General features: G+C 62.5%; 23 protein-coding genes. 8 read left to right on the top strand and 15 right to left on the bottom strand.

Going from position 1 to position 21,442, the window contains the following annotated elements:
* Nucleotides 1-11: 11 nt before the first annotated feature.
* From flgG to flgL, 6 genes are all read left to right on the top strand, one after another.
* Complete coding sequence (gene flgG, locus D7I37_RS23275; RefSeq protein ID WP_129544448.1) at nucleotides 12-794, top strand: flagellar basal-body rod protein FlgG; 783 nt, start codon at nucleotides 12-14, stop codon at nucleotides 792-794.
* A gap of 76 nt (nucleotides 795-870) precedes the next feature.
* A complete protein-coding gene (gene flgH / locus D7I37_RS23270; RefSeq protein ID WP_061794696.1) occupies nucleotides 871-1,572 on the top strand; it encodes a flagellar basal body L-ring protein FlgH in 702 nt (233 codons plus the stop codon).
* A 43-nt stretch (nucleotides 1,573-1,615) separates the two neighbouring features.
* Complete coding sequence (locus D7I37_RS23265) at nucleotides 1,616-2,716, top strand: flagellar basal body P-ring protein FlgI (protein ID WP_129544447.1); 1,101 nt, start codon at nucleotides 1,616-1,618, stop codon at nucleotides 2,714-2,716.
* Nucleotides 2,716-3,660: a flagellar assembly peptidoglycan hydrolase FlgJ gene (gene flgJ, locus D7I37_RS23260; RefSeq protein WP_095098021.1), complete on the top strand. Its 945-nt coding sequence runs from the start codon at nucleotides 2,716-2,718 to the stop codon at nucleotides 3,658-3,660. The genes D7I37_RS23265 and flgJ overlap by 1 nt, the downstream gene beginning before the upstream one ends.
* 283 nt (nucleotides 3,661-3,943) lie before the next feature.
* Nucleotides 3,944-5,590, top strand: coding sequence for a flagellar hook-associated protein FlgK (flgK, locus tag D7I37_RS23255; protein ID WP_129544446.1), 1,647 nt, complete (start codon nucleotides 3,944-3,946; stop codon nucleotides 5,588-5,590).
* A gap of 59 nt (nucleotides 5,591-5,649) precedes the next feature.
* The gene (gene flgL / locus D7I37_RS23250; protein ID WP_061794692.1) at nucleotides 5,650-6,609 is read left to right on the top strand and encodes a flagellar hook-associated protein FlgL; all 960 of its coding nucleotides are present in this window, start codon (nucleotides 5,650-5,652) and stop codon (nucleotides 6,607-6,609) included.
* Between the two features lie 283 nt (nucleotides 6,610-6,892).
* Here the strand turns inward: flgL and sra are convergent, their stop codons facing one another.
* The 14 genes from sra to fliF all read right to left on the bottom strand — a co-directional run bounded on the left by sra (nucleotide 6,893) and on the right by fliF (nucleotide 18,211).
* Nucleotides 6,893-7,027 (bottom strand): stationary-phase-induced ribosome-associated protein, encoded by a 135-nt coding sequence (gene sra / locus D7I37_RS27190; RefSeq protein WP_207205541.1) that lies wholly within the window; start codon nucleotides 7,025-7,027, stop codon nucleotides 6,893-6,895.
* A gap of 343 nt (nucleotides 7,028-7,370) precedes the next feature.
* A complete protein-coding gene (gene fliR / locus D7I37_RS23245) occupies nucleotides 7,371-8,153 on the bottom strand; it encodes a flagellar biosynthetic protein FliR (protein ID WP_061794691.1) in 783 nt (260 codons plus the stop codon).
* 2 nt (nucleotides 8,154-8,155) lie between these two features.
* Nucleotides 8,156-8,425, bottom strand: a complete 270-nt coding sequence (fliQ, locus tag D7I37_RS23240; protein WP_061794690.1) for a flagellar biosynthesis protein FliQ — start codon at nucleotides 8,423-8,425, stop codon at nucleotides 8,156-8,158.
* Nucleotides 8,426-8,458: 33 nt separating this feature from the next.
* Nucleotides 8,459-9,229 carry a flagellar type III secretion system pore protein FliP gene (fliP, locus tag D7I37_RS23235; protein ID WP_061794689.1) on the bottom strand — a complete coding sequence of 257 codons (771 nt, stop codon included), beginning with the start codon at nucleotides 9,227-9,229 and terminating at the stop codon, nucleotides 8,459-8,461.
* Nucleotides 9,226-9,630: a flagellar biosynthetic protein FliO gene (fliO, locus tag D7I37_RS23230; RefSeq protein WP_061794688.1), complete on the bottom strand. Its 405-nt coding sequence runs from the start codon at nucleotides 9,628-9,630 to the stop codon at nucleotides 9,226-9,228. The genes fliP and fliO overlap by 4 nt, the downstream gene beginning before the upstream one ends.
* Nucleotides 9,630-10,046: a flagellar motor switch protein FliN gene (fliN, locus tag D7I37_RS23225; protein ID WP_061794687.1), complete on the bottom strand. Its 417-nt coding sequence runs from the start codon at nucleotides 10,044-10,046 to the stop codon at nucleotides 9,630-9,632. Before fliN ends, fliO begins: the two co-directional genes overlap by 1 nt.
* On the bottom strand, nucleotides 10,039-11,043 hold the full coding sequence (gene fliM / locus D7I37_RS23220) for a flagellar motor switch protein FliM (RefSeq protein ID WP_061794686.1): 1,005 nt from the start codon (nucleotides 11,041-11,043) through the stop codon (nucleotides 10,039-10,041). The genes fliN and fliM overlap by 8 nt, the downstream gene beginning before the upstream one ends.
* Before the next feature lie 5 nt (nucleotides 11,044-11,048).
* A complete protein-coding gene (fliL, locus tag D7I37_RS23215; RefSeq protein WP_095098006.1) occupies nucleotides 11,049-11,534 on the bottom strand; it encodes a flagellar basal body-associated protein FliL in 486 nt (161 codons plus the stop codon).
* Nucleotides 11,535-11,823: 289 nt separating this feature from the next.
* Nucleotides 11,824-13,023, bottom strand: a complete 1,200-nt coding sequence (locus tag D7I37_RS23210; protein ID WP_129544445.1) for a flagellar hook-length control protein FliK — start codon at nucleotides 13,021-13,023, stop codon at nucleotides 11,824-11,826.
* Nucleotides 13,020-13,466 carry a flagellar export protein FliJ gene (gene fliJ / locus D7I37_RS23205; RefSeq protein WP_061794683.1) on the bottom strand — a complete coding sequence of 149 codons (447 nt, stop codon included), beginning with the start codon at nucleotides 13,464-13,466 and terminating at the stop codon, nucleotides 13,020-13,022. The genes D7I37_RS23210 and fliJ overlap by 4 nt, the downstream gene beginning before the upstream one ends.
* A gap of 21 nt (nucleotides 13,467-13,487) precedes the next feature.
* Nucleotides 13,488-14,849: a flagellar protein export ATPase FliI gene (gene fliI / locus D7I37_RS23200; RefSeq protein ID WP_061794682.1), complete on the bottom strand. Its 1,362-nt coding sequence runs from the start codon at nucleotides 14,847-14,849 to the stop codon at nucleotides 13,488-13,490.
* Nucleotides 14,849-15,550 carry a flagellar assembly protein FliH gene (gene fliH, locus D7I37_RS23195; RefSeq protein WP_129544444.1) on the bottom strand — a complete coding sequence of 234 codons (702 nt, stop codon included), beginning with the start codon at nucleotides 15,548-15,550 and terminating at the stop codon, nucleotides 14,849-14,851. The genes fliI and fliH overlap by 1 nt, the downstream gene beginning before the upstream one ends.
* On the bottom strand, nucleotides 15,543-16,535 hold the full coding sequence (fliG, locus tag D7I37_RS23190) for a flagellar motor switch protein FliG (protein ID WP_061794680.1): 993 nt from the start codon (nucleotides 16,533-16,535) through the stop codon (nucleotides 15,543-15,545). The genes fliH and fliG overlap by 8 nt, the downstream gene beginning before the upstream one ends.
* Nucleotides 16,532-18,211: a flagellar basal-body MS-ring/collar protein FliF gene (fliF, locus tag D7I37_RS23185; protein ID WP_095097997.1), complete on the bottom strand. Its 1,680-nt coding sequence runs from the start codon at nucleotides 18,209-18,211 to the stop codon at nucleotides 16,532-16,534. Before fliF ends, fliG begins: the two co-directional genes overlap by 4 nt.
* A gap of 313 nt (nucleotides 18,212-18,524) precedes the next feature.
* Here fliF and fliE point away from each other — a divergent pair, with 313 nt between their 5' ends.
* On the top strand, nucleotides 18,525-18,839 hold the full coding sequence (fliE, locus tag D7I37_RS23180; protein ID WP_061794678.1) for a flagellar hook-basal body complex protein FliE: 315 nt from the start codon (nucleotides 18,525-18,527) through the stop codon (nucleotides 18,837-18,839).
* 292 nt (nucleotides 18,840-19,131) lie between these two features.
* A complete protein-coding gene (locus D7I37_RS23175) occupies nucleotides 19,132-19,407 on the top strand; it encodes a hypothetical protein (RefSeq protein ID WP_095097990.1) in 276 nt (91 codons plus the stop codon).
* 181 nt (nucleotides 19,408-19,588) lie between these two features.
* Here the strand turns inward: D7I37_RS23175 and yjjJ are convergent, their stop codons facing one another.
* The gene (gene yjjJ, locus D7I37_RS23170; protein ID WP_129544809.1) at nucleotides 19,589-20,893 is read right to left on the bottom strand and encodes a type II toxin-antitoxin system HipA family toxin YjjJ; all 1,305 of its coding nucleotides are present in this window, start codon (nucleotides 20,891-20,893) and stop codon (nucleotides 19,589-19,591) included.
* Between the last annotated feature and the right edge of the window lie 549 nt (nucleotides 20,894-21,442).

The raw sequence follows: 21,442 nt of genomic DNA, 5'->3' as shown, positions 1-21,442 counted from the left end.
GGAAATAATCAATGATCCCATCGTTATGGATTGCCAAGACCGGTCTGGACGCGCAGCAGACCAATATGGACGTGATCGCCAACAACCTGGCCAACGTCAGCACCAACGGCTTCAAACGCCAACGCGCGGTGTTTGAAGACCTGTTGTACCAGACCATGCGTCAGCCGGGGGCGCAGTCCTCCGAGCAAACCACGCTGCCTTCCGGCCTGCAGATCGGCACCGGCGTGCGCCCGGTCGCTACCGAACGCCTGCACAGCCAGGGCAACCTGTCGCAGACCAACAACAGCAAGGACGTCGCCATTAAAGGGCAGGGGTTCTTCCAGGTGATGTTGCCGGACGGCAGCCAGGCCTACACCCGCGACGGCTCGTTCCAGATCGATCAGAACGGCCAACTGGTGACCGCCAGCGGTTTTCAGGTGCAGCCGGCCATCACCATTCCGGCCAACGCCCTGAGCATCACCGTCGGGCGCGACGGCATCGTCAGCGTCACCCTGCAGGGGCAAACCGCCGCCCAGCAGGTAGGGCAACTGACGCTGACCACCTTCGTCAACGACAGCGGCCTGGAAAGCGTCGGCGAGAATCTGTATCAGGAAACCGAAAGCTCGGGCGCGCCGAACGAGAGCACGCCGGGGCTGAACGGCGCCGGCTTGCTGTATCAGGGCTACGTGGAAACCTCCAACGTCAACGTGGCGGAAGAGTTGGTCAATATGATCCAGACCCAGCGCGCCTACGAGATCAACAGCAAGGCGGTATCGACCTCCGATCAGATGCTGCAAAAACTGACGCAGCTGTAATTGACGGGCGCAGCCTGCTGCGCCCGTAACCCCATTTAGTGAAACAAAGGCGATACCCGTGGTAACCACATATTCGATGGCAATCCTGCCGCGGCAGGGACAACGCTGGCTGGCGGGAATGGTGATGCTGACGCTGAGCGGCTGCGCTTACATACCGCACAAACCGCTGGTGGACGGTGCGACCACGGCGCAGCCCGCGCCGGCGGGGGCGCCGGTGCCGAACGGCTCAATTTTCCAGACGGTGCAGCCGATGAACTACGGCTATCAGCCGCTGTTTGAAGATCGCCGCCCGCGCAACGTCGGCGATACCCTGACCATCGTGCTGCAGGAAAACGTCAGCGCCAGCAAAAGCTCCTCCGCCAACGCCAGCCGCAACGGCGCCAGCAAATTCGGCGTCGCCACCTCGCCGCGCTATCTGGACGGCCTGTTGGGCAACGCGCGCGCCGACATGGACATTTCCGGCGACAGCACCTTCGGCGGCAAGGGCGGGGCCAACGCCAACAATACCTTCAGCGGCACCATCACCGTGACGGTCAATCAGGTGCTGGTCAACGGCAACCTGCACGTGGTGGGGGAAAAACAGATCGCCATCAATCAGGGCACCGAGTTCATCCGTTTTTCCGGCGTGGTCAACCCGCGCACCATCAGCGGCAATAACTCGGTCACCTCCACCCAGGTGGCGGACGCGCGCATCGAATACGTCGGCAACGGCTATATCAACGAGGCGCAAACCATGGGCTGGCTGCAGCGCTTCTTCTTAAATGTTTCCCCGTTTTGAGTTCAGGCTATAACGCTTTTTGGCTAAGGCGAATGAGGTTCCAATGATAAAAAAATTCCTGATGGCTTTGCTGATCGGAACGATAAGTCTGGCGGCGGCGGCGGAGCGCATCCGCGATCTGGTGACGGTGCAAGGGGTGCGCGACAACGCCCTGATCGGCTATGGGCTGGTGGTGGGGCTGGACGGCTCGGGCGACCAGACCATGCAGACGCCGTTCACCACCCAGAGCCTGAGCAACATGCTGTCGCAGCTGGGCATCACCGTGCCGCCGGGCACCAACATGCAGCTGAAAAACGTCGCGGCGGTGATGGTGACCGCCAGGCTGCCGCCGTTTTCGCGCACCGGGCAGAATATCGACGTGGTGGTGTCCTCGATGGGCAACGCCAAAAGCCTGCGCGGCGGCACCTTGCTGATGACGCCGCTGAAAGGCGTGGATAACCAGGTCTACGCGCTGGCGCAGGGCAACGTGCTGGTGGGCGGCGCCGGCGCGGCGGCCGGCGGCAGCAGCGTGCAGGTCAATCAGCTGGCGGGCGGGCGCATCAGCAACGGCGCCACCATCGAACGCGAACTGCCGACCACCTTCGGCAGCGGCGGGGTTATCAACCTGCAGCTGAATGACGAAGACTTCACCCTGGCGCAGCAGATCAGCGACGCCATCAACCGCCAGCGCGGCGGCGGCACCGCTTCACCGCTCGACGCCCGCACCATTCAGGTGCTGGTGCCGCAGGGCAACAGCTCGCAGGTGCGCTTCCTGGCGGAAATTCAGAATATCCACGTCAGCGTCGGGGCGATCGACGCCAAGGTGATCATCAACTCGCGCACCGGTTCGGTGGTGATGAACCGCGATGTGATCCTGGACTCTTGCGCGGTGGCGCAAGGCAACCTGTCGGTGGTGGTCGATCGGCAAAATACCGTCAGCCAGCCGAATACGCCGTTTGGCGGCGGGCAGACGGTGGTGACGCCGAACACCCAGATATCGGTGCAGCAGCAGGGCGGATCGCTGCAGAAGGTTAACGCCAGCGCCAATCTGAACAACGTCATTCGCGCGCTGAATGCGCTGGGCGCCACGCCGATCGACCTGATGTCGATCCTGCAGGCGATGCAGAGCGCCGGCTGCCTGCGCGCCAAGCTGGAAATTATCTGATGGCCGGCGATCTGATGGCCATGTCGGGCGCGGCCTATGATGCCCAGGCGCTGAACGGCTTGAAACGCGACGCGGCGGCCGACCCGCAGGGCAACCTGAAGCAGGTGGCGCAGCAGGTCGAGGGGATGTTCGTGCAGATGATGCTGAAGAGCATGCGCGCCGCGCTGCCGCAGGACGGGGTGCTGAGCAGCGATCAAACCCGGCTTTATACCTCGATGTATGACCAGCAAATCGCCCAGCAGATGTCGCAGAAAGGGCTGGGGCTGGCCGATATGATGGTCAGGCAGATGAGCAACGCCAACGCCGTGCCGAGCGAAACGGCGGGCATGTCGCCGATGGCGCTGGATCATGAGGTACTGCGGACGCTGCCGAACCCGGCGCTGGAGCAGATCCTCCGCCGGGCGGTGCCGAAAGCGCCGCCGGCGGTCTCGCCGCTGTCGTTGAACAACGGCAACTTCGTCGCTCGCCTGGCGATCCCGGCGCGCGTCGCCAGCCAGCAGAGCGGCATTCCGCATCAGCTGATCGTGGCGCAGGCGGCGCTGGAATCCGGCTGGGGCCAGCGCGAAATTCCGACCGCCGACGGCGCGCCGAGTTACAACCTGTTCGGCATCAAGGCCGGCGCCGGCTGGAGCGGCCCGGTAACGGAAATCACCACCACCGAGTTCGAGCAGGGGGCGGCGAAGAAGATCAAGGCGAAATTCCGCGTTTACGGATCTTACGTCGAAGCGATCGCCGACTACGTCAGGCTGCTGACCAGCAACCCGCGCTATGCCGACGTGGCCGCCGCCCGCAGCCCGGAGCAGGCGGCGCACGCCCTGCAGCGGGCGGGCTACGCCACCGATCCGCAGTACGCCAGCAAGCTGGTCGGCGTGATCCGGCAGATGAAGAGCGCCGGCGAGCAGGCGGTGCGGGCCTATACCCACGATCTGAAAGATCTGTTCTAAAGCCCCGTCATTCTTGACGCCGCAGCGGCGTTGACTGCACAAGCTTGCCCCGGTCACTCGGTTTGACCAGGCTCCCGGGGACGCCCTTGCTTGTCGCCTTGCTGCGACGCCGATTATTTAGGGGATGGGCGGTAATGAAGGCTGGCTGGATGCTGACCGCATGGCCGCTTTTTTTCCTCAAGTTTTTCCCGTTTTTGCCGATAACCGAGACAGGCTGAGCGAACAGGCTCAGCAGATTAATTGAACCCTGTGGGCCGCAGGCGCCGCAGCATAAGGAATCCCGATGTCCAATAGCTTAATCAACACCGCCATGAGCGGGCTGAATGCGGCTCAGGTGGCGCTCAGCACCGTCAGCAACAACATTTCCAACTACAACGTGGCCGGCTATAACCGCCAGACCGCCATCCTGGCGCAGAACGGCGGCCTGAGCACCATGAACGGCTTTATCGGCAACGGCGTCACCGTCACCAGCGTCAACCGCGAATACAACCAGTTCATCAGCAACCAGTTGCGCAGCGCGCAGGGCAATGCCGAGGCGCAGGGCGCCTATTACCAAAAAATTTCCCAGATCGACAACCTGCTGGCGAGCAAAACCAACACCTTGTCGACCAACATGCAGGATTTCTTCACCAACCTGCAGAATCTGGTGAGCAACTCCGGCGACGACGCGGCGCGCCAGACGGTGCTGGGCAAGGCCAACGGCCTGGTTAACCAGTTCAACAACACCGATAAATATCTGCGCGATATGGACAGCGGCGTCAATCAGCAGATCGGCGACAGCGCGCAGCAGATCAACGGCTATAGCCAGCAGATCGCCAGGCTGAACGACGAAATCACCCGCCTGCGCGGCAGCGGCGGCGAACCGAACGCCCTGCTGGATCAGCGCGACCAGCTGGTGACCGAGCTGAACAAGGTGGTTGGCGTGCAGGTGACCCAGCAGGATGGCGACGCTTACACCCTTTCCTTCGCCAACGGTCTGACCCTGGTGCAGGGCAGCGCCACTTATCAGGTGGCGGCGGTGCCTTCCGGCAGCGATCCTTCCCGATTGACCCTCGGCTACGATCGCGGCCACGGCGCCAGCGAAGTGCCGGAAGGGCAGATCAACAGCGGCAGCCTGAGCGGCGTGCTGAAGTTCCGCAGCGAAACGCTGGACGGCGCGCGCAATCAGCTGGGCCAGATTGCGCTGGCGTTGGCGGACAACTTTAACCAACAGCACCGCGCAGGCTTCGATCTGAACGGCGACGCCGGCGCCGATTTCTTCAGCTTCGGCGGCGGCCGGGTGGTGGACAATACCCGCAATGCCGGCGACGCCGCGCTGTCGGTGTCTTATACCGATACCGGCAAGGTGAAGGCCAACGACTATCGCGTCGAGTTCGACGGCGGCAATTGGCAGGTAAGCCGGCTGCCGGACAACGTCAAGGTCAACGCCACCGCGGGCACCGACGCCGACGGCAAGCCGACGCTGAGCTTTGACGGGCTGCAGATCGGCATCGACGGCACCCCCCGGGCCAAGGACAGCTTCACCGTGAAGCCGGTGAGCGACGTGGCCGGCAGCCTGACGGTCGCCCTCAGCGACTCGTCGAAAATCGCCGCCGCCGGCAAGGACGACAGCGGTCGGGGCGACAACGAGAACGCCAAGAAGCTGATCGATCTGCAAACCAAGAAGCTGGTGGACGGCAAAGCGACCTTCAGCGGCGCCTACGCCGGCATGGTCAGCAGCATCGGCAACCAGACCGCCTCCGCCAAGGTGGCCACCACCTCGCAGGCCAACATCGTGACGCAGCTGACCCAGCAACAGCAGTCGATCTCCGGCGTCAACCTGGACGAAGAGTACGGTGAACTGTTGCGTTTCCAGCAGTATTACATGGCTAACGCGCAGGTGATTCAAACCGCCAGCTCGATGTTCGACGCGCTGTTGAACATTCGTTGATTTCATTGCCGGCCGGGCCCCGACGCGGGCGCGGCGGCCCATTTTGAGGAAACCACCGCATGCGCATGAGCACCAGCATGATGTATCAGCAGAACATGGCCGGCATCACCGGCAACCAGTCGCTGTTTATGAAGGCCGCAGAGCAGCTTTCAACCGGCAAGAAGGTGATCAATCCCTCCGACGATCCGCTGGCGGCGTCGCAGGCGGTGATGCTGTCGCAGTCGCAGGCCGAGAACAACCAGTATACGCTGGCGCGTACCTTCGCCCGGCAGAACGTCTCGATGGAAGAAAACGTGCTGGCCGGCGCCACCTCGACCATTCAGGACATCAAGGCGTTGATCGTCAACGCCGGCGGCACCGAAAGCGATAACGACCGCGATTCGCTGGCCACCCAACTGCAGGGGCTGAAAGATCAGCTGCTCAACCAGGCCAACAGCACCGACGGCAACGGGCGCTACATGTTCGGCGGCTATATGAACGACAAGCCGCCGTTCGTCGACCAGGGCGGCGCGGTGAGCTACCAGGGCGGCGACAGGGCGGTCGAGCAGAAGGTGGACGCCAACCGCACCATGACCATCGGCCATACCGGCAATACGGTGTTCATGTCGCTGACCAGCAACCCGAAACCCGAGCCGGACGGCAGCGCGCCGGTGGCCAACGTCTTCGAGAGCATCGACATTGCGCTGAAAGCGCTGAAAACGCCGCTGCAGGATGCCGACGAGGCCACCCAACAACAGGTCGCCGATGCGCTGGCCAAGGCTAACCGCGGCATGGACAACTCCTACAACAAGGTGCTGAGCGTGCGCGCCGAGTTGGGTAGCCAGCTGCAGGAGATGGATCAGCTGGACAGCATCGGCAAGGAACGCGACATGACCAATCAGGTGCAGATGAGCGCGCTGACGGATGCGGATTTGGCCGAGTCGATCTCCGCTTACTTTATGCAGCAGGCGGCGCTGCAGGCGTCGTACAAAACCTTCGGCGATATGCAGGGCATGTCGCTGTTCCAGATGAACCGTTAATCGGGCACTACCCCGGCGTGTCGTCACGGCGGGTTTCCCTTGGGTGCGCTTAGAAAACGCTATCGCTGCGAGGCAGGGGTAGGGAATTCTTGAAACCGGGCGCACTTGTTTGGCACGTCACTTTTTCTCCCACGAAAAGCTTGAGTGACGTGCCTTTTTTTCTTCAGGAACGAAAACAATAATAAGGCGGTCGGCCGGAGTTAATACCTAAGGGTATTATTGAGCTTCTGGCCGGGAAAACCTTGTTGAATATATTATTTTTAACTGACTGAAGAGGGTGGCGTTATTTCTTTTTCTTGATCACTTTCCATTCGCCGCCATTCGGCGTTTCGTCAAAGGCAATTTTGAAGCGGTTGCTCTGCCAGTGGGTCATGCCAAATAAACGTCTGGCCTTACGGTTGGTTTTCGCCTTGATCATGATATCACTCCTGGGGCTATCGGGGGGCATGCCTCGCCTGCGGCGGGTCGCCGGGTTTATGACGTGCCGGGGCCTGCACCTGTTTAATAAGCAGGTGATGAAATAATGCGATATTTATCGGTCGCCGTGTTATTGCCGGGTTATAACATTCCTCTCATAATAAAACCTCACTTGTATTTTATTTCAGGTCTATTCTAGGGCGGGTATTTTATTATTCAAGCCGTGGCGGGCTTTTGGACCTTAATGCGGATAACCGGGGTTTATCACGCTTTTGTTCCGATAAAGCCGGTTTCTTGCCATTTTGTCTTGCGGCGCGCCGCGGAAAGAGCGGGAAGAGGGGGATTCAGAAAGTCATGCCGCCGACCACCGCCGCCAGGCGGTCGAACACCTCGCCGAACAGGTGTTCGCAGAACGGCGCCAGCATCGGCATCATCATGCCGAGGGTCATGATGCCGATGGTCATGGTGACCGGGAAGCCGATCACGAACACCGACAGCTGCGGCGTCATGCGGTTGAGCAGGCCGAGCGCCATGTTGAGCGTCAGCAGCAGGCAGATCAGCGGCAGCGCCAGCATCAGGCCGTTGATGAAGATCAGCGAGCCGACCTGGGTCAGCACCAGGAAGCCGTTGCCGTTCAGCGGCCGGGTCTGGACCGGCAGGGTGTGGAAGCTGTCCGCCAGCAGGGAAATCAGCCACAGGTGGCCGTCAACGCTGAGGAACAGCAGCATCGCCAGCAGGTTGAGCAGCCTGGCCAGCACCGGCATGTTCGGCCCGCCGCTGGGGTCGAAGAAGGTGGCGAACGACAGCCCCATCTGCATGCCGATCACCTCGCCGGCCAGCCGCACCGCCGCGAAGGCGAACTGCATGGTCAGGCCCAGCGCCACGCCGATCAGGATTTGCTGGACAGCCAGCCACAGACCGGCGGCGGAGAAGATCGGGATATTGCTGGTGGGCAGGGTCGGGGCGATCAGGATCACGATCAGGCCGCCGAGGCCGATTTTCACCTTTTTGCTGATTTGCTTCTCGCTGAATACCGGCGCGGTGCCGATGAGCGCCAGAATGCGCAGCAGCGGCCAAAAATATTGGCTGAGCCATACGCCGAACTGGGCGCTGTCGACGGTGAGCACGGTCAGCCGATCAAATTGGGCAGGTTGCTGAACAGCATGCGCATGTAGTCCAGCAGCAGGTTCAGCATCCAGGGGCCGGCGATCACGATGGTGGCGAACACCGCCAGAATTTTGGGAATGAACGACAGCGTCATTTCGTTGATCTGGGTGGCGGCCTGCAGCAGGCTGACCACCAGGCCGCTGATCAGCGCCGCCAGCAGCAGCGGCGCGGCCAGCGCCAGCGCCACTTTCATCGCTTCGGTGCCCAGTGCCATGACCGATTCGGGTGTCATTATGCTTCCTTGAAAGGCGGCGTCAGCGCCGGGTTACGAATAAAAACTCTGCGCCAGCGAGCCGAGCAGCAGCTGCCAGCCATCCACCAGCACGAACAGCATCAGCTTGAACGGCAGCGAGATGGTCGCCGGCGGCACCATCATCATCCCCAGCGCCATCAGCACGCTGGCGACCACCAGGTCGATGATCAGAAACGGGATAAACACCGTGAAGCCAATCTGGAAGGCGGTTTTCAGCTCGCTGGTGACGTACGCGGGGAGCAGAATGCGCATCGGCACCGCCTCCGGCCCGGCCAGCGGCGGCTGGTTGGCCAGCTTGGCGTACAGCGCCAGATCGGTTTCACGCGTTTGGCGCAGCATAAACTCGCGCAACGGCTGCGAACCTTTGTCCAGCGCCGCGTCCAGGCCGATTTTGTCCTGGCTGAACGGCAGATAGGCATCCTGGTACACCTTGTCGAACACCGGCGACATGATGAAAAACGTCAGGAACAGCGCCAGGCCGAGCATCACCTGATTCGGCGGCGCGGAGGGCGTACCGAGGGCGTTGCGCAGCAGGCCGAGCACGATGATGATGCGGGTGAAGCTGGTCATCATCAACAGCATGGCCGGCAGGAAGCTGAGCGAGGTCAGCAGCACCAGCGTCTGTACCGGCAACGACCAGCTTTGGCCGCCGTTGGCCAGCGGCTGGCTGATCAAACCCGGCAGCTGCGCCGACGCCGCCGGACTGGCCAGCAGCAGCAGGGCGCCCAGCCAGGGGAAAATGCGCGCGGCGCGGCGGCGCGCGGCGGGTGAAATAGCGGTCATGCCGATTTTTCCGGGCGTTTCAGAACTTTTTGCAGCAGCTGGCGGAAGTCCGCCGGCGCCGCCGTTTCGGTCGCATTCCCCTCCTGCGGCGGCGCGGGCAGGGTATGCAGCGGGGTTACCCGTTGGGCGGTAACCCCCAACACCAGCCAGGTGTTAGCCACTTCGACCACCACCACGCGTTCGCGCTGGCCAACCTGGCAGCTGGCGCGCAGGTTCAGCAGCTTGCCGTTGCGCGCCTGCGGGGCGAAGCCCAGCCGGCGGAACAGCCAGCCGGCCAGCAGGATCAGCAGCAGAATGCCGCCGAGCGCGCTGCTGACCTGCGTCAACACCGAACCGGCCGGCAGGGCCGGCGCGGCGGGCTGTTGGGTGCCGTGGGCTGTGACGGGTGCGCCGGTGGTCATCAGCGGCTCAGGCGACGCATGCGTTCAGAAGGGGTGATGATGTCGGTGATGCGCACGCCGAACTTGTCGGCCACCACCACCACTTCGCCCTGGGCGATCAGATAGCCGTTGATCAGGATATCCAGCGGTTCGCCGGCCAGCCCGTCCAACGCCACCACCGACCCCTGCGACAGCCGCAGCAGTTCCTTGATGGTCATTTTGGTGCGCCCCAGCTCGACGGTCAGCTTGACCGGGATGTCCAGGATCAGATCGATATCCTGCAGGCTGCCGAGCGCATCCTGAGCTTCAAGCGACGTGAACACCCCTTCGGTGGTCGCGCCGGCTTTCTCGGTCGACTGCTGCTCGTTAAACGCATCAGCCCACAGATCGTCTACGGATCCCTTTCCTTCGCCAGACGGTTGCTTAGGGTCACTCATTGGGCTGTTCCTCACTCAGAGCATGTAAAATAGGGTTAATCAAATGTTCGACGCGCAGGGCGTACTGCCCGTTTAGCGTGCCGTATTGGCTGGTCAGAACCGGGACGCCGTCCACGTGGGCGATCAGGCGCTCCGGTTTGTCTATCGGTAATACGTCGCCCGGCTGCAGCTTCAGGATTTTCGACAGCCGCATCGGGATATCGACGAAGTTGGCGGTCAGCGTAAGCTCGGAATGCTGCACCTGTTTCACCAGCGTTTCGCGCCAGTGGCTGTCCTCCTGCCGCGAATTTTCCAGCGGCGGGTTGGTCAGCAGCTCGCGCAGCGGTTCGATCATCGCGAACGGGATGCAGATATTGAACTCGCCGGTCAGCGCGCCAATCTCCACCTGGAACGGCGTGGTGACCACGATGTCGTTCGGCGAGGTGGTGATATTGGTGAACTTCACCTGCATCTCGGCGCGCACGTATTCCACGCTGATCTTGTAAATGGCGCTCCAGGCGTCGCCGTAGGCGTCCAGCGCCAGGCGCAGCATGCGCTTGATCACCCGCTGTTCGGTCGGGGTGAACTCGCGCCCCTCGACCTTGGTCGGGAAGCGGCCGTCGCCGCCGAACAGGTTATCGACGGCGATAAACACCAGGCTGGGCGCGAACACGAACAGCGCGGTGCCGCGCAGCGGATTCAGATGCACCAGGTTGAGGTTGGTCGGCACCGGCAGGTTGCGGGCAAACTCGTGGTACGGCTGGATCTTGATCGGGCCGACGGTGATGTCCGGGCTGCGGCGCAGCAGGTTGAACAACCCCATGCGGAACTGCCGGGCAAAACGTTCGTTGATGATTTCCAGCGCGTGCAGCCGTTCGCGCACCACGCGGCGCTGGGTCGTCGGATCGTAAGGCTTGACCTCGCTCTCGTGGCCGACCACCGCTTCGGGTTCGTCGCCCGCGCTGTCGCCGTTGAGCAAGGCGTCGATCTCTGCCTGTGAAAGTATGCTGTCGCCCATAGTGATTACCGCAGTATGAAGGCGGTGAACAGCACATCGCTGACCACCTGCTTCGGTTGCCCCTTAACCAGCGGCGGGCTGAGCACGTCCTTAATCTGCGCCACCAGCTGCTGTTTCCCTTGTTCACTGGCCAGCTGACCCGCGTCCTGGCGGGAGAGCAGCATCAGCAGACGGCTGCGCACTTCCGGCAGAAAATCGTTCAGCTGGCGGCGGGTATGTTCGTCCGGCAGACGCAGCGTCAGACCGATGTACAGCACGCGGTCGGGGTTGTTGTCCGGCGTCACCAGATTGACGGTGAAGGTGTCCAGCGGCATAAACACCGGCGCGGCCGGCGGCTGTACCTTGGCGGCCGCCGGCTGGGCGCCGTCGGCTCGCTGCTTCAGCAGCCAGCCGCTGTAACCCGCCGCGCCGCAGGCGACCACGGCGATCAACGCCAGCAAGATGACCAGAAGGGAGCGTTTCGGTGCTGCCGGAAGGGTATTCTGAGACATAGCCAAATCAAATTCCTGTTGTTCCACCCGCGGCCGGCGAGGCGGCGGGCATGGCGCGCGGCAAAGCCGCACGCATGACATGATTTACCCCAAATAATTGGGGCTGCATCGCGGCGGCAAATTTGTAAGTCCCCAGGAGCATAGGTAACTATGTGACTGGGGCGCGCAAATGCAGCCAACAAAGATGCAGCTTCAAGTATGACGGGTAACGGTATTATCGCGCCTATCGCGGCGCGCAATAGCCTGAATAGACGCGCAAATGGGTGCCAGCTTGGGCGTTTGCGGCGGCTCAGGCGAAAATATCGACGCCGTTGACGGCGCCGGCCATACGCTGCAGCGCCGCCGGCGCGCTGACGATCTCGACCGCGCTATTGGCGTCGCCATGCCGTTCGGCGTAGCTCGCCCCCCCCTGGCCGTCGGCGGCCTGTTGCTGCCCGTGCTGCCCGTGCGGCGCAGGCTCGCCGCCGACGCTGCTTTGCCCCAGGCTGATGCCGCTCTCGGCCAGCGCGTGACGCAGCTGCGGCATCGCCGCTTCCACCGCCGCGCGCACCTGGCCATGAGCGGAAGCGATGTGCAGCTGCGCCTGCTGGTCATCCAGCTTCAGGGTTATCTGCAGCGCGCCCAGTTCCTGCGGATGCAGCCGCAGCTCGGCGCTTTGCTGGCCGTTGCGATGGAACATCAACACCTGCTGACTCAGCGCCTGCTGCCACTCCGGGCTGCCCAACTGCGCGCTCAGCTGCGGCGTCGGCGGGGCGCTCACCGGCGCGCCGACGGGCGCCGGGGCCGGCTGCAGCGGGCTGCCCGTCGGCGGCGCCATGGCGTGGCCGAAGGTTGCGGCTTGCTGGCTTTCGTTTCCCGGCTTCGGCTGCGCGAGATCGGGGCGTTCGGCCGGCGGTTGAGCCGGGCCGGCGACGCCGTTATCCGCGTTCGGCCCGGGTTTGCCTGGCGGCTGGGCGCCCGGTTGCGCCTCGGTCGGGCGGGCCGTTGGCGCGGCGGCGCTCAGCAGGCTGCCCGTCGGCGGCTCGGCGCCGTCATCGGTGACTGCGCTCGGGTGGTGCTGGCCGGAAGCGACCGGCGGTTGCGCGGCGAGCGCCGCCGGCAACATGGCGAACAGCGCCTGCGAGGTCGCGGCATCCAGCTCGCCGTCGGCTGCGGTTGCAGGCGGCGCCGATTGTTGCGCATCCGGTTGCCGCCGGTCGGCAGGCGCGTTGACGGCCCGATCGCCGCACGGCAGTGCGGTGGCCAGCAGGCCATCGCGCTCGCCGAATGTCGCCAACAACGCGTTGAGCTGGCTGCGGCTGAGCGCCGGCGCCTGCGGGTCGTCGGCGCTCGGCGCCGCAGCGGGCAGCTTGCCGCCGCCGGCGGGCAGAAAACGCGCCCCGAGCAGTTGGGCGAAGGCGGATGACAGCGAGGATCCATCCAGCGGCAGGTCGGACAGGCCGCCGGCTTCGCCGGTTGTCGCCAGGCCTGGCAGGGCGTTCAGATTCATGGGTTAGTGTTCCTTTGTGCACTGCGTTGAGCGAACTCATCCATCAGCTTTTGATCCCGTTTGTTCTCCCGCTGCTGCTCCGCGCTCAGGGCGCGAGTGTGCAGGGTTTCGAAGGCGTTCAACCGCTGCTGTTTGTCCTGCCAGTGCCTGACCGCATGGTCGACCTTCCGGCTCCACTGCAGCAGCTGTTGCCGGTGCTGATCGATAGCCTGCTCCAGGGTGCCGATAAACTGCTGGTAGTTTTGCCAATGGGAAGAGTCCATGCCGCCGCTCAGCTGGCGGTTCAGCTTCTGGCGGTACTCGTCCTGGTAGTTGAGCAGCATCGACAGCTGCCGTTCCGCCGCCTGCTGCGCCAGGCGCACCTGGCCCAGCTGCTGTGCGGCCTGTTCCACCGCGTCCTGCGCCAGATCGCGCAGGGTGTTCAGGGGTGACTGTGATTTCATCGGTCTCAGCCTCTGGTGTGGTTAAACAATCAGCTGCTGCAGCTGTTGACAGGCTTCGTCGTAGCCGCTGCGCTCAAAGATGCCCTGTTGCAGGTAGGCTTCCATTTGCGGATACAGCGTCATCGCCTTGTCCAGCAGCGGATCGCTGCCCGCGGCGTAGGCGCCGACGCTGATCAGATCGCGGTTGCGTTGGTAGCTGGCCAGCATCTGCTTGAAGTTGCGTACCCGGCGGTAGTGCTCTTCGTCGATCAGAGAGGTCATGGCGCGGCTGATCGAGGCCTCGATGTCGATCGCCGGGTAGTGGCCGGCCTCCGCCAGACGGCGCGACAGCACCACGTGCCCGTCGAGGATGGCGCGCGCCGAGTCGGCGATCGGGTCCTGCTGGTCATCCCCCTCGGTCAGCACGGTATAGAAGGCGGTGATCGAGCCGCCGCCGCTGATGCCGTTGCCCGCACGCTCCACCAGCGCCGGCAGCTTGGCGAATACCGAAGGCGGGTAGCCTTTGGTGGCCGGCGGCTCGCCGATCGCCAGGGCGATTTCGCGCTGCGCCATGGCGTAGCGGGTGAGGGAATCCATGATCAGCAGCACGTGCTGGCCGCGATCGCGAAAATCTTCGGCGATGCGCGTGGCGTAGGCGGCGCCCTGCATGCGCAGCAGCGGCGAAACGTCGGCCGGGGCGGCGATCACCACCGAACGCGCCCGGCCTTCGGCGCCGAGAATGTTCTCGATGAAGTCTTTGACCTCGCGGCCGCGCTCGCCAATCAGGCCGACCACGATCACGTCGGCCCGGGTGTAGCGCGCCATCATGCCGAGCAGTACGCTTTTACCCACGCCGGAGCCGGCGAACAGGCCCATGCGTTGGCCGCGGCCGACGGTCAGCAGGCCGTTGATGGTGCGTACCCCAACGTCCAGCACCTTTTCGATCGGCGTACGCTGCAGCGGGTTGAACGGCGCGGTGATCAGCGGCGCGCGGTAGCCGGTATCCGGCGCAGGCAGGCCGTCGAGCGGTTTGGCGCCGCCGTCCAATACCCGCCCCAGCAACGCCGGGCCGAGCGGCAGCTGTTTGCCGGCGCTCTGGCCCTCCGGGGCGATGCGCGCATAAACCCGCGCGCCCGGCACTATGCCTTCCACTTCTTCCAGCGGCATCAGGAACAGCCGCTGGCCGTTGAAGCCGACCACTTCGCTTTCCACCTCCTGCACCTCCCCGGCGTCGTGACGCTCGATCAGGCAGGTGGCGCCGAGCGGCAGCTGCAGGCCGGTGGCCTCCAGCACCAGACCGGTGGCGCGGGTCAGCCGACCGTAACGGCGCACCGTCGGCGCGCGGGCGATGCGTTTTTCCAGCGTATCGAGAGAGCTCAGCCAGCGGCCGAGACGCGCGGTCATTACACTTCCCCCGGGGCGGCCAGGCGGCACAGCTCATGCCAGCGCGTCGCCAGGCTGGCGTCGAGATCGCCTTCCTCGGCGCTGACCTTGCAGCCGCCGGGATGCAGTTGGCCGTCCGCCAGCAGCCGCCAACCGTGCAGGCCGAGGGTGACCCCCAGCTGCTGCTCGACCCGCGGATAGTCGTCCGGGTGCACGCGCAGCTGCGGCTTGCCGTTGAACATCGGTTCCTGTTGAATCAGCTGCTGGATCTGGCCGAGCAGGGCGGTGCCGTCGCACACCGGCGGCTGGCCCAGCACCTGCCTGGCGGCGGTCAGCGCCAGCTGCATCAAGCGGGAGGCGATCACGCTGTCCAGCGCGTCCAGCGTATGCTGGAATTCGGTCACCAGCTGCTGCCAGTGGGCGGTCAGCGGCTGTTGCTGCTGCTGCGCCTCCAGCAAGCCTTGCTGACGGCCTTCCTCCAGCCCGGATTGGAAACCGGCCTCGTAGCCTTGGTGCTGGCCGTCGGCGTAACCCTGCTGCCGGCCCTGTTGCTCGGCCTGCAGGCGCAGCTGCGCCAACCGTTGCTGCAGGTCGGCTTGCTCATCCTGCGGCGCCGCGTCGCTTGCCGCGACGGGCGGCGGCGGTTCGAAGGCCGGCGGTTTTTCGGCCAGATCGTTCAGCGACCAGGGCTGCCAGGGCAGGGCGTTAATGCGCTCAGACATAGGTGTCCTCGCCACCGCCGATGATCATTTCGCCGCTCTCCGCCAGGCGGCGAACCACCAGCAGAATGGCTTTCTGTTCGTTCTCCACCTGCGACATGCGCACCGGCCCGCGGTTGGCCAGATCGTCGCGCAGGATGTCGGCGGCGCGCTGCGACATGTTCTTGAGGAACTTCTCGCGCAGCGGCTGCTCGGCGCCCTTCAGGGCAATCAGCAACGACTCGCCTTCCACTTCCTGCAGCAGGCGCTGGATGCTGCGATCGTCGACTTCCACCAGGTTCTCGAACAGGAACATTTCGTCGATGATTTTCTGCGCCAGCTCGCCGTCGTATTCGCGCATCGCATCGATAACCGCTTCTTCCTGCTGCGTTTTCATCAGGTTGATGATCTCGGCTGCGGTACGCACCCCGCCCATTTTGCTGCGCTTGAGGTTCTGGCCGTCGAGCAGGTTGTTCAGCACTTCGGTCAATTCCGCCAGCGCCGCCGGCTGCACGCCGCCGAAGGTGGCGATGCGCAGCATTACGTCGTTGCGCAGGCGCTCGTCGAACAGCGCCAGAATATCCGCCGCCTGGCCGCGCTTCAGGTGCACCAGAATGGTGGCGATGATTTGCGGGTGTTCGTCGCGGATCAGATCCGCCGCGCTCTGCGGCTCCATAAAGTTGAGCGTTTCCATGCCGGTGGTGGTTTCGCGCGATTCGAGAATGTCTTCCAGCAGGCTGGCGGCGCGCTCTTCGCCCAGCGCTTTGACCAGCACCGAACGCAGGTAGTCGCTGGCGTTGACGCTCAGCGCCGCATACTGTTCGGCGTCGTCTTCAAACTCGCCCAGTATTTCGCTCAGCTGTTTGTGCGACACCTGGCTCATGCTGGCCATGGTGCCGCTCAGCTGCTGCACTTCGCGCGAGGAGAGGTGCTTGAACACCTCCGCCGCGCGATCTTCCCCCAGCGTCATCAGCAGAATGGCGCTTTTTTCGGTTCCGGTCAGGCTCATATCTCGTTACTCATCCATTGGCGGATTACCAGAGCGACCACGCGCGGGTCTTTATCAGCCAGATCGCGGATCCGCTGGCTCTGGACTTCTGCGCTGACGCGCTGCTGCGACTTGCGGCGCTGCGCCAGCTCCTCATTGCTCGGTTTGCCGCCGTCGGCCGGCTTGGCGGCGGGCGCATTGGCGGCGGCGATGGCGGCCTGCTGCGCCGCCTGGCGGTGCAGCAGCTGCGGCCGCACCAGTTTGCGCCACAGTAGCCAGGCCACCAGCAGCACCAGCAGGTAACGGCCGGCGTCGAGCAGGCGATCGATAAACGACTGGCTCTGCCAGAACGGCAGTTCGCCGCCGGTGGCCTCGTTATCGGTAAACGGCGTGTTAATCACGTTCAGGGTGTCGCCGCGGCTGCTGGAGTAGCCCATGGCCTCACGCACCAGCGATTCAATCTGCGTCAGCTGTTCCTTGCTCATCGGCAGCGGTTTGCCGTCTTTGCCCGCGCCGCGGTAGTTGACCACCACCGCCACCGACAGCCGCTGCACGGCGCCGGCTTTCTGCTGGGTATGGCGGATGGTGCGATCGACCTCATAGTTGGTGGTCTCGTCGCGCCGGGTGTTTTGCGGCCCGCGGCTGCCGGCATCGGCGGCGGTCGGCCGGGCGGCGTTATTGCCGGCGGCCGCGGGCTTGGCGGTTTCTATCGGCGCGCTGGCCGGCGCGCTCGGCTGATTGGACAGCGCCCCCGGCACGCCGCCGACCTGCGGCCCGCCAATCTGCTCGCTCAGGCTGGTTTGCTGAGAGCGTACGGCGGCCTTATTCGGCTGCTGATTGGGCTGATATTCTTCGTCGGTTTGTTCGCGGGTGGCGAAATCGATCTGCGCGGTGACCTGGGCGCGCACGTTGGCGCTGCCGACCATCGGCGCCAGGATCGCTTCAATGCGACGCTGGAAACGGCTTTCCACTTCGCCGGCGTATTTCAGCTGGGCGGCGTTGAGATCGCGCCCGGTGCCGTCGGACTGGGTCAGCAGACGGCCGGCCTGATCGACCACCGTCACGTTGCCCGGCGGCAGGCCGGCGACGCTGCTCGAGACCATATAGACGATGGCGTTGATTTGGCCGTCATCCAGCGCGCGGCCCGGCTGCAGCGTTAGCGTTACCGAGGCGGAAGGGGACTTTTGTTCGCGCACGAACAGCGAAGGTTTGGGCAGCGCCAGATGCACGCGGGCGTTCTGCACCGGCCCCAGCGATTCGATGGTGCGCGACAGTTCGCCCTCCAGCGCGCGCTGATAGTTAATCTGCTCGCTGAACTGGCTGATGCCGAATTTTTCCTGATCCAGCAGTTCGAAGCCGACGGCGCCGCCTTTCGGCAACCCCTGCTGCGCCAGACGCAGACGGGTTTCATGCACCTTTTCCGCCGGGATCAGCAGCGCCGCGCCGTTTTCAGCGAAGCGGTAAGGGATGTTCATCTGCGTGAGCTGGGTGACGATGGCGCCACCGTCGCGATCGTTCAGGTTGCTGTACAGCACGCGGTAGTCTGGACTTTTTGCCCATAACAGCAGCGCGACCACGATGGCGATCGCGGCGGAAGCGGCGACCAGCAACGGGATCTTCGGGTTGGCGCGCAGACGGTTCCAGATGGCCAGCAGGCCATGGTCGCGGCTTTCGCCGGCGATGATTGAGGCACTCATTTTAGGTCCGGTCCTTCAATGGCGCTCAGGATCCGGTGCGGGCCGCTGCGCAGCTCCCTGCCAGGCTGATGAACGGTATGGTTAGCATTGTGTGACAAAACAGACTCCCTGATACACATATCTTCTAAATAGCGGCGCTCCCATTTCTGGGCATGCCATTATTTGCCCGCGACGGCGATTTCGATGGCCCGATAAGCCGGGTTTTTTGCAGTTAATTAACCGATTTAGCAAAAAACCGCTGTGGTAGGCTGTGCAGCATCGGAGAAATGTCGGACGCCATAGCGCCCGTCAACGGAGTAAGGCAGAGATCAAAATGGCAATTCAGGGGATTGAAGGGGTGCTGCAGCAGCTGCAGGCGACGGCGATTCAGGCCGGGCAGATGGGGCCGGGCCCGACGACGCAGGGCGTCAGTTTCGCCAGCGAACTGAAGGCGGCCATCGGCAAAATCAGCGACACCCAACAGGCGGCGCGCAAACAGGCGCAGGACTTCGAGCTGGGCGCGCCGGGCATCAGCCTCAACGATGTGATGGTCGATCTGCAAAAGTCGTCGGTATCGCTGCAGCTGGGGGTGCAGGTGCGCAACAGGCTGGTGGCGGCGTACCAGGACATCATGAATATGCCGGTGTGATGGGATTTCCATCATCATCTGCACCCGTCTCTCGCAGCAAAAAGCCCATCGGAGGCTTTTTGCTATCTGGCGCTCTGAAATTCAATCTGCTTGAGATAGAAAACTTGAATATCTGTTTTGAACACATATAACAACGCGGCGACAATCAGCGCCACGACCAGCAATTTTTTCATTTTTAACCTTGCAGATTAGGTTGCCGCCGTCGCCAGCGTTGAGGCATCCTGAGGAAGTTTACTCTTCAATGGCCGAGTAACAACGTGATAAATCCTATTGTCGCCTTGGAGGTTAAGCCATGATCGACAGGCTATGCGCTTGTCTTCAGGGAGTGCTGAAGACGGAAATAAATCGGGGCAATAGCGTGCTTGAGGTCAGCGAAGGCTGGCCTTCGGCCGACAGCCTGTTCATTTCACTGAGCAAGGACCTTAACGAGCGAAAATATCGCGGCCGGGTTCCGTCCTCGGTGACATTCTCGATCTGCGCAGACCCGCATTATGGCTGGCACAACGAATGTTTTTGCCAAACGCATAAACACCTTTTGGTCGCCGGGAAGACCCACGGCCGCAAATAAGCGCATCTCGCCAAAAAACGTTGGCTAGCTACTTTCAAGGACTGACCCGTACTGGGATTGGCTCAGATGCCGTTGTGCTGATCTGTCGCCCGATTCTGGTATTTTTCGGGCATATATACCCGCACGCTTTGGACCCTATTGAGTTGAAAAATGAGTGGATCGGCAAATTTGAACTCGCTTTTTACCCTAGACGGGCGATACGCGTTCTGGCCTCGTCAAGGTGACGGCGTAATGCCTCAAGGCATGGACCGAAATGGGCGGAGAAACGCCCGCAATCACTGGCCATAACAAAGAAGTTCTCGGCCAGGCCCAACGTTTCCTGCCAGACATCCCCGCTAATGACTTCCGATAGTGACGCCGGCCGAAGCTCGTTCACTATTGCACCGCCCGCTCTGGGGGCGAATCCCATAGGCAGAATGTCGTAGGCCGGTGCAAGGTGATACGGGCGACCATGGCTGCTGATGAACGACAAGTTCCCGTGGTGCATGTCGGTATTGCCGATTAGCGTCCCAAATGCCCAAAGCCGGGCGGTGCCAGCTGCGGCATCAGGATGGACATGTCCTCCCGCAACGAGGCTATCAACCAAAACGGGCCAGGGGGCTCTGGCATTGCCGACAAACTCTGCATCAAGTGCCCGCAGAGAGAAGACGCCGATACGACCCAGTTGGCCAACGCGGTCGAATCGGGGGATCTCGAGGAAGCGCTGACTGCCAAAATCTAGTACCTGTGTTTCCACACCAAGCACTCTCAACGCTAAGTGTTCGGCCAGCAGAAGGTCACGCCAGCGTTCGCTAACCGGGTTATCGTCTGGGGCCGAGAATTTCACCAGGACATGACCGCGTTCTGTATAGGTGCAAAATTTCGGCTGTTCACCGCCTGCAGATGACCCGGGTACATCACCGGCAGCAGCCGCTAATGCCAGCGCGGGATACGCTGTGGCTCGCTCAACTGGACGGGGCTCCGGCATCTCGAGGAAACGGTCCCGTGCTTGTTCTCCTACCAGTAGGTTGCCGATAGCATCATGACCATGAGCAAGCAACGCCTTAACCACATCCGAGTCTGTCCATTGCTCTGGGTCCGCCGACAGGCCAAGATCAGCCGCATACGTTGATGCGTAGGCTCGCCCGAGATACCCTTGTGGTCGCATGTCAAACAGCCACCACGGCAGCCCGTCGCTATGGAGACTTACGTTGTCGGCTGGCACCATGACGAATCCCTCGGGACGAACCGGAATAAGCTCGCCAAGAGGCCTAATGCGCCCTTCATCGGTAATACGGTAAATGGGCGCAGATCTGAATCCGCGGTAGGTATCGCGTAGAGCGTATTGAATAGATGGGCCAGCTCCGATTCGAACAATGTCATCGCCAATATTTCTCAATGCACGGGACATTGTCGGTTGGCTAACTCCCATCATATCAATTAGTTGACGAGATTTCATCGGCCCTTGACTGAGCATTTGGCGTATCGTGTCAGAGCGAGCTGGCATAGTGGTGAATCGCTTTGTGAATAGATAATTGAATGCATATTCTATCAATTGATTTGCCGCTAGTCACCCCCTGAGGGAGCAGCCCCAACAGGAGTGACCAGGCTCTGGTAAACAGTTTCCGTCCTCACGGCGAGGTGACGCCGCCAGGATGCGGACTTTAAAACGAACAACGCTGGATGCTGCTCTTACCCACCTGGCTAAAGCTTATCGAAATAGGGTGTTAATTTATTAGCCCTGATTTAGTGGGGGTCCCTCAGCCGTTTGGGGCCAAGTGAATTTTCAATCAATGGAGCAGAGCGATAAAAAGCGCGCTGTCATTCATATTGGCCCAGGCTAGGGCGAATTATTATAAGCCTGCGAATAAGGTCATAATTTTGGGACGGGGTAATGAGCGGTAAAAGCGAAACCAGATGGCGACTGTTCAGCATTTTAATGCTGATGGTTTTAGTCGTACTAATAAGCGTTTTAATACAACCAGATTGAAACACCCCAGGCCACCCTCCGGTGGCCTCGATGTTTTATGGTGCCGCCGGCAAGCGTCCGTCCGCG

Source organism: Serratia sp. 1D1416 (assembly GCF_003641105.1).
GTDB lineage: Bacteria > Pseudomonadota > Gammaproteobacteria > Enterobacterales > Enterobacteriaceae > Serratia > Serratia ficaria.
Note: the sequence above shows the minus strand (reverse complement) of the source record. Positions and strands in the feature narration are given on the sequence as shown.

What these genes read in the sequence shown, in the direction of transcription:
- flgG (WP_129544448.1), top strand. Translation starts at nt 12, where the DNA reads ATGATCCCATCGTTATGGATTGCCAAGACCGGTCTGGACGCGCAGCAG.
- flgH (WP_061794696.1), top strand. Translation starts at nt 871, where the DNA reads ATGGCAATCCTGCCGCGGCAGGGACAACGCTGGCTGGCGGGAATGGTG.
- D7I37_RS23265 (WP_129544447.1), top strand. Translation starts at nt 1,616, where the DNA reads ATGATAAAAAAATTCCTGATGGCTTTGCTGATCGGAACGATAAGTCTG.
- flgJ (WP_095098021.1), top strand. Translation starts at nt 2,716, where the DNA reads ATGGCCGGCGATCTGATGGCCATGTCGGGCGCGGCCTATGATGCCCAG.
- flgK (WP_129544446.1), top strand. Translation starts at nt 3,944, where the DNA reads ATGTCCAATAGCTTAATCAACACCGCCATGAGCGGGCTGAATGCGGCT.
- flgL (WP_061794692.1), top strand. Translation starts at nt 5,650, where the DNA reads ATGCGCATGAGCACCAGCATGATGTATCAGCAGAACATGGCCGGCATC.
- sra (WP_207205541.1), bottom strand. Translation starts at nt 7,027, where the DNA reads ATGATCAAGGCGAAAACCAACCGTAAGGCCAGACGTTTATTTGGCATG.
- fliQ (WP_061794690.1), bottom strand. Translation starts at nt 8,425, where the DNA reads ATGACACCCGAATCGGTCATGGCACTGGGCACCGAAGCGATGAAAGTG.
- fliP (WP_061794689.1), bottom strand. Translation starts at nt 9,229, where the DNA reads ATGACCGCTATTTCACCCGCCGCGCGCCGCCGCGCCGCGCGCATTTTC.
- fliO (WP_061794688.1), bottom strand. Translation starts at nt 9,630, where the DNA reads ATGACCACCGGCGCACCCGTCACAGCCCACGGCACCCAACAGCCCGCC.
- fliN (WP_061794687.1), bottom strand. Translation starts at nt 10,046, where the DNA reads ATGAGTGACCCTAAGCAACCGTCTGGCGAAGGAAAGGGATCCGTAGAC.
- fliM (WP_061794686.1), bottom strand. Translation starts at nt 11,043, where the DNA reads ATGGGCGACAGCATACTTTCACAGGCAGAGATCGACGCCTTGCTCAAC.
- fliL (WP_095098006.1), bottom strand. Translation starts at nt 11,534, where the DNA reads ATGTCTCAGAATACCCTTCCGGCAGCACCGAAACGCTCCCTTCTGGTC.
- D7I37_RS23210 (WP_129544445.1), bottom strand. Translation starts at nt 13,023, where the DNA reads ATGAATCTGAACGCCCTGCCAGGCCTGGCGACAACCGGCGAAGCCGGC.
- fliJ (WP_061794683.1), bottom strand. Translation starts at nt 13,466, where the DNA reads ATGAAATCACAGTCACCCCTGAACACCCTGCGCGATCTGGCGCAGGAC.
- fliI (WP_061794682.1), bottom strand. Translation starts at nt 14,849, where the DNA reads ATGACCGCGCGTCTCGGCCGCTGGCTGAGCTCTCTCGATACGCTGGAA.
- fliH (WP_129544444.1), bottom strand. Translation starts at nt 15,550, where the DNA reads ATGTCTGAGCGCATTAACGCCCTGCCCTGGCAGCCCTGGTCGCTGAAC.
- fliG (WP_061794680.1), bottom strand. Translation starts at nt 16,535, where the DNA reads ATGAGCCTGACCGGAACCGAAAAAAGCGCCATTCTGCTGATGACGCTG.
- fliF (WP_095097997.1), bottom strand. Translation starts at nt 18,211, where the DNA reads ATGAGTGCCTCAATCATCGCCGGCGAAAGCCGCGACCATGGCCTGCTG.
- fliE (WP_061794678.1), top strand. Translation starts at nt 18,525, where the DNA reads ATGGCAATTCAGGGGATTGAAGGGGTGCTGCAGCAGCTGCAGGCGACG.
- D7I37_RS23175 (WP_095097990.1), top strand. Translation starts at nt 19,132, where the DNA reads ATGATCGACAGGCTATGCGCTTGTCTTCAGGGAGTGCTGAAGACGGAA.
- yjjJ (WP_129544809.1), bottom strand. Translation starts at nt 20,893, where the DNA reads ATGCCAGCTCGCTCTGACACGATACGCCAAATGCTCAGTCAAGGGCCG.